Consider the following 10,030-nt stretch of genomic DNA (forward strand, 5'->3'; position numbering starts at 1 on the left):
CGGCGCGCAAGTGGTCGGGCTGGGGCCGGGGCACCGAGGGGTGGGTGCTCGGCGCCCCCGAGATCGTCTGCGCGGACCCCGCGGTGCACGCACGCGCCGCCCGGCTCGCCGGTGAGGGCCTGCGTGTCGTGTGCCTGGCCCACACCACCCGTGCGGACGGAGGGGAGGACCTCCCCGCGGACCTGCACGCCGTCGCCCTGGTGGTGCTGGAGGAGGACCTCCGCGAGGACGCAGCGGAGACCCTGGGCTACTTCCGCGACCAGGGGGTGCACGTGCGGGTCATCTCCGGGGACAACCCGGTCACGGTGTCCTCCCTGGCCGCCACGGTCGGCCTGCAGGCACCCGACGGCTCACCCGCCCGGTCCTGCGATGCCCGGACGCTGCCACCGGACCTCGGCTCGGAGGAGTTCGCCGACGCGGTGGAGGACCACGAGGTGTTCGGACGGGTCACGCCCGAACAGAAGCGGGCGATGGTCCACGCCCTCCAACGGCGTGGCCACTCGGTGGCGATGACGGGGGACGGTGTGAACGACGCCCTCGCGCTCAAGGACGCGGACCTGGGCATCGCGATGGGCAACGGCTCGCGTGCCACGAAGGCGGTGGCCCAGCTCGTCCTCGTCGACGACAGGTTCTCGGTGCTGCCCGGCGTCGTCGCCGAGGGCAGGCGCATCATCGCCAACATGGAGCGGGTCTCCGCCCTCTTCCTCGCCAAGACGACCTACGCCACCGTCATCGCGGTCCTCACGGCGCTCCTCGCCTGGACCTATCCCTTCCTGCCGCGCCACTTCACCTACATCGACGCCTTCACCATCGGGATCCCCGCGTTCTTCATCGCACTGGGACCCAACACCCGCCGCTACGTGCCCGGTTTCCTCGGGCGGACCCTGCGGCTGGCGGTGCCCAGCGGCCTGGTCCTGTCCGGCGCGGCCCTGGGGGCCTACGGCGTCGTGGGCACCGGTTCGGTCGCCGGTCAGACCGCCGCCACCCTGGCACTGATGGCGGGTGCGCTGTGGCTGCTGTCGATCACCGCGAGGCCTCTCGTGGGCTGGCGTGTCGGACTGCTCGCGGCGATGGCCGTGGGAGCCGTCGCAGGGGTGCTCGTGCCGCTGACGCGACACTTCTTCGCCCTGGAGTGGCCCACCTCCCAGCAGTGGCCGGTCGTGGCCTGCTTCGGTCTGGGGGCGTGCCTCCTCATCGAGGTGGCCCACCGCCTCTTCGCCCGCCGCGCGCACGCCGAGGCGGAGGCGCGCGGGGCGTCGGAGCGGTAGGGACTCCTCACCCGGACCGGCCGGGGCCCCGGGGACGGGGCGCGACCCCCGCCGGGGTGCGGGACGGCGCGGGGACCTCAGGCGATCTCGCCGATGACCGGGTTCCACTGACGCGCGGTGCGTGAGATCACGAAGCCCCCGACGAAGAAGGGGTCCTCGGCGAGGGCGGCGAGCGCTCCCTCCGCGGAGTCGGCGTGGAGGAGGATCAGAGCACCGGGCCTCTCACCCACCCACGGGCCGGAGGCGACGTTGACGCCGCGGTCGTGGAGCTCACCGAGATGGGCCCGGTGGAGGGGACGGACGGGGTCCATCTCGGCGGTGCGGGTCGGGTCGTAGACGTAATCGACAGCGAAGAGAGCCATGACCCCACCGTACCGCCGACGGTGCGTTCGCGTGCCCCGGGTGTCGGCGGCACACTGGTGGCAGGACCTCGATCGGAAGGGGACACGGATGTCGGAGGAATGGCAACTGGGACTGCACGTGGACGGGCCCGAGGACGCGCCCGTCCTGGTGCTCGGGCACTCGCTGGGCTCGAGCCACGTGATGTGGGACGACGTGGTCCGAGACCTCGTCCCCCACCTGCGAGTGGTGCGCTACGACCTGCCCGGACACGGTGGGACGCAGCCGGCCCCCGTCGGCACTCCGCTGACCATGGGGCAGCTCGTGGCGGCCCTCCTGCGGTCCCTGGACGGGATCGGAGTGGGGACCTTCCACGTCGGCGGGCTCTCCCTGGGGGGCATGGTCGCCCTCGCGACGGCGGAGTACGCCGGGGGACGGGTGTCCACCGCCTCCGTCATGAGCTCCGGCCCCGTCAACCCACCCGCGCAGGCCTGGGTGGACAAGGCTGCGGCCGTGCGACGGGGCGGCACCGGGCCCCTCGTCGACGCGACGATGGAGCGCTGGTTCTCACCGGACTTCCGCGCTGGCCGCGGACGGACGTGGGTCGGGCGGATCCGCGCGGAGTTCCTCGCGTGCTCACCCGAGGGCTACGCCCAGTGCTGCGAAGTCCTCTCGACCACCGACCTCAGACCCGGACTGGACGCTCTGACCAGCCCTGTCCTGCTCGTCTCCGGCGAGGACGACGCGGCGCTGCCCTGGGCTGCTGCGGACGACCTGGCCGGGGTGATCCGCGGGGGCACCTGCCCCGACGTGGAGGTCCTGCGCATTCCCGGTGTGCGGCACATGTCGGCCGTGGAGGAACCGGCGACGGTGGCCCGGGCGCTGCTCGCACGCACCGGGGCCGCCGCCCGGGGATGAGCCTGCGGGGCGTGCCCGCGTGCCCCACCGGGCGAACCCATGACATCTGCCCTATGTGAGCCCTTCGCGATGAGGCGACGCTGGGAGCACTGGGGGTGACGCCCACCGGCCGCCGGGACCGATGGCCCGGGCCACAGGCCCCGGACGTGCGGGAGTGCCGTGCGCCGGGACGGGCCTCGCCCCTCGGACAGGGCAGGAGGCCCTGCTCCGCCGCAGACGAGGGAGGAGCCACAGTCATGAGCGACCACACCATCGAGACCCGTGCGGTGTGCAAGGAGTACGGCGCGGTCAGAGCGGTCGAGGGGGGTGAGCACGCAGGTCCCGCAGGGACAGGTGGTCTCCCTCCTGGGGCCCAACGGGGCGGGCAAGTCGACGTTGATCGACCTGATCCTGGGCCCGACCTCCCCGGACGCCGGCGAGGTCCGGATCTCCGGGATGTCACCCGCCGATGCCGTCCGCACCGGGACCATCGGTGCGATGCTGCGGTCCACCGCCCTGCTCGACGATGCGACGGTCTCCGAGCTGGTCGGGATGGTGAACAGTCTGCACCGGCACCCCCTGGGGGTCCCGGAGACACTGCAGCGGGCCGGGATCGCCGACCTCGCGAGCCGTCGTTCCACGAGGCTGTCAGGGGGCCAACGCCAGCGCGTCGCCTACGGCCTCGCGATCGCCGGGGACCCCGACGTCCTCGTGCTCGACGAACCGACGGCCGCGATGGACGTCGCCTCGCGGCACGCCTTCTGGGCGTCGCTACGGGAGGTGAGCGCGAACGGGAGGACGGTGCTGTTCGCCACCCACCACCTCGCCGAGGCCGAGGAGTTCGCCGACCGGGTGGTCTTCATGCAGGACGGGCGGATCATCGCCGACGGCACGGTGACCGACGTGCAGGACCTGGCCGCAGGGAGGGAGGTCTCCGCCAGTGTCCCGGTGGAGCACCGCGAAGATCTCGCCCGCCTCCCCCGGGGTGGTCGAGGTGGCGTGGAGGCACGACCGTGTCACACTGCTCACCACACGCTCCGACGAGACCCTGCGCGCGCTCGTCACGACCGTCCCACGCGCCACCACGATCGAGGTCCAAGGAGTGTCGCTCGAGCGCGCGTTCCTCACCCTGACCGCACAGGAGAGGAAGGTGTCATGATGATCGGCCACCTGTTCCTGGAGTTCCGCCGGACACTGCGCTCCTCGGGGACCCTGCTCTTCACCCTCGTCTTCCCCGCAGTGTTCTACGTCCTGGAGACACTGCTCTTCGCCGGCTCCGAGTCGGTCGTCGAGCCCCGACAGATCATGGTCGGGATGACCGTCTGGGGTGCGATGACGGCCGGGCTGCTCGTGGGCACCAGGATCGTCGATGAACGTGCCTCCGGGTGGCAGCGCGTCATCCGCCTCACCCCGCTCCCGGCTCGCGGCTACCTGACCGCGAAGGTCGTCGTGGGTGTGTTCATCGCCCTGCCGGCGGTCGTGGCCGTGCCCCTCGTGTCCGTCCTGGTGGACGGCGTCTCCCAGACGGTTCTCGGATGGGTCCTCTCCTCCCTCGGCATCTGGATCGGGTCCGTCACCTTCGCCGTCCTCGGCGTCGCCGTCGGACTCTTCGCGACGAAGGACAACGTGCAGACCATCGTCATCGTGCTGATGCTCGCCCTGGCGACCCTCGGCGGGCTGTTCCTCCCCCTGGGTGCCCTGCCCGAGTGGTGGACGTCAGTCGCGCGGACGATGCCGAGCTACTGGCTCGCCGAGCTCGGAGCGGCCGGTGACACCCCGATGAGGGCCCTCACCGCGGGCGTCGTCCTCGCCGCCTGGCTCGGGGCGCTCGTGTCCCTCTCGCTGTGGCGGTACGACCGTGTCACGGAACGCGTGTGAATGGGATTGGATGGCACGATGAGGAACCCGTGGATCGGCACGCTCATCGCGGTCTGCTTCACCGTGCTCACGGTCCCGGCGTGGGTGACGCTGCTGGGTGCGCCCGAACACGCCCCCCACAGGGTGTCCGCGACCGTGCTCGCGCTCACCTACGCAGTCGCGACCGTCGCAGCGGCGCTGCTCACCGGCACCGGAGGAACACCGGCGCTCCGGGTGGCAGCGGTCGGGACCGTCACCGTGCTCGGAGCGGTCCTCGTCGCACTGCTCGGGGTCGGGAGCTCTCCCGTGTTCGCGGGGGCCATCTGCCTGATGCTCGTCCTGCTCCCGCGCCGGGCCGGGATCGCCGCCGCCTCCGCCAGCCTCCTCGCCCTGGGCGTCCTCGGCCTCGTACAGGGCCCTCCCGACGAGGTGCTCCCGGACCTCCTGACACTCCTGTCCGTCGCGGTCGCGACCGTCCTCGTGCTCCACCTCGTCGAGGTCCACGAGGAGCTCGTCGACGCGAGGGAGGCGATCGCCGACCCGGCCGTGCTGTGGGAACGCGAACGCCTCTCACGCGACCTGCACGACGTCCTCGGCAGTTCCGCGACCACCATTGCCCTCAAGGCCCGGCTCGCCGCGGAGCTCGCGCAGCGCGCCCGCACGGAGCGCGTCCGCGCCGAGCTGGCGGACATCGAGCAGCTCGCCTCCACCATCTCCCGCGACGTCCGCGACGCGGTCCGCGACCTCCGACGGGCGACACTCGACGCCGAACTCTCGGCCGCGGGTGCCACGACCGGTGCCGCAGGCATCCGTCTCGACGTCCGTCGCACCGACGTGCCCGACACCCGGTACGAGCCGGTCCTGGCGATGGTCGTCCGCGAGGCCGTCACCAATGCCGTCCGCCACGCAGACGCAACGCTCGTGTCCGTCACCGTCGACGCCCGGGGCGTGATGGTCGCCGACGGGTGCGGGGCACCGATCAGGGAGGGAGCCGGTATCCGGGGGATGCGGAACCGACTCGCCGCATGCGGTGGCACACTCGTCGTCGCGGGCGGGCACCGCAGCGGGACCACCGTCACCGCGAGGCTGCCATGATCCGGGTGGTCCTCGCCGACGACCAGGTCCTCTTCCGCAGGGCACTGTCCACCTACCTGGAACTCACCACGGACCTCAGGATCGCGGGTGAGGCCTCCGACGCGGAGGGCGCACTCCGCCTCATCCGGGACACCCGTCCGGAGGTCGCCCTGCTCGATGTCCGGATGCCCGGCGACGGGCTCTCCGCCGCCGACCGGGCCGCACGGCTGTACCCGGAGACCCGACTGGTCATGTGCACCACCTTCGACCGTCCCGGCTACGTCACGCGCGCGCTGGACATCGGGTGCGCGGACTTCGTCACGAAGGACACGGAACCCGGTGAACTGGTCGACACCATCCGGCGGGTGGCCGCAGGGGAGCGCGTGTACGACCCGGGCCTCCTCGAGGAGGCCCGTACCTGGGGACGCAACCCCCTCACGCCCAGGGAACGGGAGGTCCTGCGCGTCAGCGCCGACGGCCGGTCGGTCAACGACATCGCCGCCCGGCTCCTCCTGAGCAGGGGCACCATCCGCAACCACCTCTCGTCCGCCATCGGGAAGACGGGAGCCACGTCACGGGCCCAGGCAGTCGACCTCGCCCGCGGACGCGGCTGGCTCTGGCACGACCCCGTGCGGGGACGGTCCCGGCTGGCGACGGCACAGCCGTCCCGCGGGCGCGCCGGGAGGGGCGCGGGTCAGGAGAAGGGGAACTCCGTGTCGAAGTCGTCCGCCTGGTCGCCGATGGTCGGCACCCACTGACGGGCGTGGCGGCGCACGATGAACCCGGCGGAGAAGAAGGGGTCATCCTCCAGGATGCGCAGCGCGTCCATCGCGGAGTCGGCACGGAGGATGATGAGCGCGCCCTCGTCCATCGCATCACGCAGGAAACCCGACGCCACGAGGATGTCCCGGTCGTGCAGTTCCCGCAGGAACGTGCGGTGCGAGGGACGGAAGTCGTGGATGAGGGAGTCGAGCGAATGGTCGTAGGTGTACTCGATCACATAGAGGCCCATGGGGACATTATGCCTGCCCCCGGCGCCGCACGTGCGACGGGGACGAGGGTGGGGGAGCACACCCCTCCGACCGGGCGTGCGATGGAACACCTGTACGAACCGGAGCCCGGGAACGTAGGATCGACAGGTGACTGACCAGCTCATCATCCGCGGTGCCCGCCAGCACAACCTCAAGGGCATCGACCTCGAACTCCCACGCGACTCGATGATCGTGTTCACGGGCCTGTCCGGCTCGGGGAAGTCCTCCCTCGCCTTCGACACCATCTTCGCCGAGGGCCAGCGTCGCTACGTCGAGTCCCTGTCCTCCTACGCCCGCCAGTTCCTCGGGCAGATGGACAAGCCGGACGTGGACTTCATCGAGGGGCTCTCGCCCGCGGTGTCCATCGACCAGAAGTCGACCTCGCGCAACCCGCGTTCCACCGTCGGCACCATCACCGAGATCCACGACTACCTGCGCCTCCTCTACGCCCGTGCCGGTGTCGCCCACTGCCCGGTCTGCGGTGCACGCATCCAGTCCCAGACCCCCCAGCAGATCGTCGACCGTGTCCGCGCCCTGCCCGAGGGGACCCGCTTCCAGGTCCTGGCCCCCGTGGTGCGCGGCCGCAAGGGTGAGTACCAGGACCTCCTGGAGGAACTGCGCACCTCGGGCTACGCGCGCGCGATCATCGACGGGGAGCAGGTCCGCCTCGAGCAGCCTCCGGTCCTGGAGAAGAAGCTCAAGCACGACATCTCCGTCGTGGTCGACCGCCTCGTCGTGCGCGAGGGGATCCGCCAGCGGCTCACCGACTCCGTGGAGACCGCGCTCGGCCTCTCCGACGGCCTGGTCGTCATCGACCGGGTCGACCTCCCCGAGGACGACCCGGAGCGTTCCCGCCGCTTCTCCGAGAAGCGGGCGTGCCCCAATGACCACCCCCTGGCCCTGGAGGAGATCGAGCCGCGCACCTTCTCCTTCAACGCTCCCTACGGCGCCTGCCCGGAGTGCTCGGGACTGGGCTCGAAGCTGGAGGTCGACCCCGACCTCGTCGTCCCCGACGAGGAGCTCTCCCTCGCCGAGGGCGCGGTGGCCCCCTGGAGTTCGAACCAGAAGTACCACGTCCAGCTCCTCACCTCGCTGGGCCGCGAGATGGGCTTCTCCGTGAAGACGCCGTGGAAGGACCTGCCCGAGGAGGTCCGCCAGGCAGTCCTCTTCGGACAGGACTACGAGGTCAAGGTCAAGTTCCGCAACCGCTGGGGCCGGGAGCGCTCCTACACCACCGGGTTCGAGGGCGCGGTCAACTTCGTCGAGCGCAAGCGCGAGGAGACCGAGTCCCAGTGGACCCTGGACCGCATGGACGCCTACATGCGCGAGGTGCCCTGCCCGGCGTGCCACGGGGCGCGCCTGCGCCCCGAGGTCCTCGCCGTGCGCCTGGGGGACCTCAACATCGCCGAGCTCTCCGACCTGTCCATCTCGGATGCCCGCGCCTACCTCGACGACCTCGAGCTCGACGCCCGCGCCACCGCGATCGCGGGACCGGTGCTCCACGAGATCCGCGCCCGGCTGGACTTCCTCGTCGACGTCGGCCTCACCTACCTGACGCTCTCACGCGGTGCCGGGACCCTCTCGGGGGGCGAGGCCCAGCGCATCCGCCTGGCCACCCAGATCGGGTCAGGACTGGTGGGGGTGCTCTACGTGCTCGACGAACCCTCCATCGGCCTCCACCAGCGTGACAACCGTCGGCTGATCTCCACACTGGAGCGGCTCCGGGACCTCGGCAACACCCTCATCGTCGTCGAGCACGACGAGGAGACGATCGAGGCGGCGGACTGGGTGGTCGACATCGGCCCGGGCGCCGGGGAGAACGGTGGATGGGTGGTGCACTCCGGGACCGTGGAGGACCTGCGGCGCAACCCGCGTTCCATCACGGGGGACTACCTGGCGGGGCGGCGCTCGATCCCCCTGCCGGAGTCGCGGCGGCCCGTGGACCCCAAGCGGCAGATCGTCGTCAAGGGAGCCCGTGAGCACAACCTCGACGACGTCACCGTCGCCTTCCCGCTGGGGTGCTTCGTGGCGGTCACGGGGGTGTCGGGATCGGGCAAGTCCACGCTGGTCAACCAGATCCTCTACCGCTCCCTCGCCTCCCGGCTCAACGGCGCCCGCACGGTGCCCGGTCGCCACCGTGCAGTGACGGGCACCCAGGACCTCGACAAGGTCGTCCACGTCGACCAGTCGCCGATCGGACGCACCCCCCGGTCCAACCCCGCCACCTACACCGGCGTGTGGGACCTGATCCGCAAGCTCTTCGCGGAGACGACCGAGGCGAAGGTCCGTGGCTACGGTCCGGGCAGGTTCTCCTTCAACGTCAAGGGCGGGCGTTGCGAGGCCTGCAAGGGCGACGGCACGATCCGCATCGAGATGAACTTCCTGCCCGACGTGTACGTGCCCTGCGAGACCTGCCACGGGGCCCGCTACAACCGCGAGACACTGGAGATCCACTACAAGGGGAAGACGGTGTCCGACGTGCTGGACATGCCGATCTCGGAGGCCGCGGAGTTCTTCGCCTCCATCCCCCGCATCGCCCGCCACCTCAACACCCTCGTCGAGGTCGGCCTCGGCTACGTGCGCCTCGGCCAGTCGGCCACCACCCTCTCGGGTGGGGAAGCCCAGCGCGTCAAGCTCGCCTCCGAGCTCCAGCGACGCTCGACGGGGCGCACCGTCTACGTCCTCGACGAGCCCACCACGGGTCTGCACACCGAGGACATCCGCAAGCTGCTCCTGGTCCTGCAGTCCCTGGTCGACCGCGGCAACACCGTGGTGGTCATCGAGCACAACCTCGACGTCATCAAGTCCGCCGACTGGGTCATCGACATGGGTCCCGAGGGCGGTTCCGGGGGCGGTCGGGTCATCGCCGAGGGCACACCGGAGCAGGTGGCGGAGGTGTCGGAGTCCTTCACGGGCCAGTACCTCAGGGGAGTCCTCTCCCGGGGTGCCGCGCGACGCAGCGCCTGAGCGGAGGTCGACCTCAGGCGCGCGGGTTCCAGGGACGGACTCTCAGGTCCTCCACGCAGGCGTCGGCCGGCATGTCCACGGCCAGCCGGACCGTCCGGGCGACGTCAGTGGGGTCCATGTGCTCGGAGGGGTCGTAGGCCCGCCCGTCCTGCGCCTGCAGCGCCCGCTGCATCCCGGTGTCGATGCGTCCGGGGTGGACGGAGGTCACCCGGACGAGCCCGCGTTCCTCCTCCCGCAGAGCGTCCCCGAGGCCCTTCAACGCGTGCTTGGCGGCCGAGTAGGCGGCATTGCCCGGCGAGGGGACCAGTCCCGCGCCTGAGTTGACCAGCACCACCAGGCCGCGCGAGGCGCGCAGTCGGGGCAGGAGTCTCCGGGTGAGGTCGGCGACGGCCACCACGTCGACCTCGAGCATGCGACGCCACTCCTCGCGTGAGGTCGTGGCGACCGTGCCGCGCCCGGCGATCCCCGCACAGTGGACGAGGACGTCGAGGCGCGCGCCGCCTCCGAACGCCGAGTCGACCGCCCGGCCGACGGCCCCGGGGTCCGCGAGGTCCGCCACGAAGGGTTCCGCGTCGGGCAGTGCGGCGGCCTGTTCCC

General features: G+C 71.4%; 9 protein-coding genes. 6 read left to right on the forward strand and 3 right to left on the reverse strand.

What is annotated here, in order from left to right:
• Positions 1–1,268 (forward strand): HAD-IC family P-type ATPase (locus tag TA90_RS05760; protein WP_043535061.1); only part of this gene is annotated, 1,268 nt, incomplete at its 5' end.
• Positions 1,269–1,345: 77 nt separating this feature from the next.
• Here the strand turns inward: TA90_RS05760 and TA90_RS05765 are convergent.
• The gene (locus TA90_RS05765; RefSeq protein WP_043535062.1) at positions 1,346–1,630 is read right to left on the reverse strand and encodes a YciI family protein; all 285 of its coding nucleotides are present in this window, start codon (positions 1,628–1,630) and stop codon (positions 1,346–1,348) included.
• A gap of 88 nt (positions 1,631–1,718) precedes the next feature.
• Here TA90_RS05765 and TA90_RS05770 point away from each other — a divergent pair, with 88 nt between their 5' ends.
• From TA90_RS05770 to TA90_RS05790, 4 genes are all read left to right on the forward strand, one after another.
• The gene (locus TA90_RS05770) at positions 1,719–2,525 is read left to right on the forward strand and encodes an alpha/beta fold hydrolase (protein WP_043535063.1); all 807 of its coding nucleotides are present in this window, start codon (positions 1,719–1,721) and stop codon (positions 2,523–2,525) included.
• A gap of 306 nt (positions 2,526–2,831) precedes the next feature.
• On the forward strand, positions 2,832–4,382 hold the full coding sequence (locus TA90_RS15020) for an ABC transporter ATP-binding protein/permease (protein WP_197067858.1): 1,551 nt from the start codon (positions 2,832–2,834) through the stop codon (positions 4,380–4,382).
• 18 nt (positions 4,383–4,400) lie between these two features.
• Complete coding sequence (locus TA90_RS13140; protein ID WP_147513396.1) at positions 4,401–5,456, forward strand: sensor histidine kinase; 1,056 nt, start codon at positions 4,401–4,403, stop codon at positions 5,454–5,456.
• Positions 5,453–6,193 carry a response regulator transcription factor gene (locus TA90_RS05790; protein ID WP_074015319.1) on the forward strand — a complete coding sequence of 247 codons (741 nt, stop codon included), beginning with the start codon at positions 5,453–5,455 and terminating at the stop codon, positions 6,191–6,193. Before TA90_RS13140 ends, TA90_RS05790 begins: the two co-directional genes overlap by 4 nt.
• On the opposite strand, the gene TA90_RS15025 is transcribed toward TA90_RS05790, so the two are convergent.
• Complete coding sequence (locus TA90_RS15025; RefSeq protein WP_043535065.1) at positions 6,130–6,447, reverse strand: YciI family protein; 318 nt, start codon at positions 6,445–6,447, stop codon at positions 6,130–6,132. The genes TA90_RS05790 and TA90_RS15025 overlap by 64 nt on opposite strands.
• Before the next feature lie 127 nt (positions 6,448–6,574).
• On the opposite strand from TA90_RS15025, the gene uvrA reads away from it, so the two are divergent.
• On the forward strand, positions 6,575–9,433 hold the full coding sequence (uvrA, locus tag TA90_RS05800) for an excinuclease ABC subunit UvrA (protein WP_043535066.1): 2,859 nt from the start codon (positions 6,575–6,577) through the stop codon (positions 9,431–9,433).
• Positions 9,434–9,446: 13 nt separating this feature from the next.
• On the opposite strand, the gene TA90_RS05805 is transcribed toward uvrA, so the two are convergent.
• The coding region (locus tag TA90_RS05805; protein ID WP_043535067.1) for an SDR family oxidoreductase at positions 9,447–10,030 on the reverse strand (584 nt) is incomplete at its 5' end.

The sequence above is a fragment of the Actinomyces polynesiensis genome (genome assembly GCF_000820725.1).
Classification (GTDB): domain Bacteria; phylum Actinomycetota; class Actinomycetes; order Actinomycetales; family Actinomycetaceae; genus Pauljensenia; species Pauljensenia polynesiensis.

Coding starts and splice junctions, on each gene's coding strand:
- TA90_RS05765 (WP_043535062.1), bottom strand. CDS start 1,630: ATGGCTCTCTTCGCTGTCGATTACGTCTACGACCCGACCCGCACCGCC.
- TA90_RS05770 (WP_043535063.1), top strand. CDS start 1,719: ATGTCGGAGGAATGGCAACTGGGACTGCACGTGGACGGGCCCGAGGAC.
- TA90_RS13140 (WP_147513396.1), top strand. CDS start 4,401: ATGAGGAACCCGTGGATCGGCACGCTCATCGCGGTCTGCTTCACCGTG.
- TA90_RS05790 (WP_074015319.1), top strand. CDS start 5,453: ATGATCCGGGTGGTCCTCGCCGACGACCAGGTCCTCTTCCGCAGGGCA.
- TA90_RS15025 (WP_043535065.1), bottom strand. CDS start 6,447: ATGGGCCTCTATGTGATCGAGTACACCTACGACCATTCGCTCGACTCC.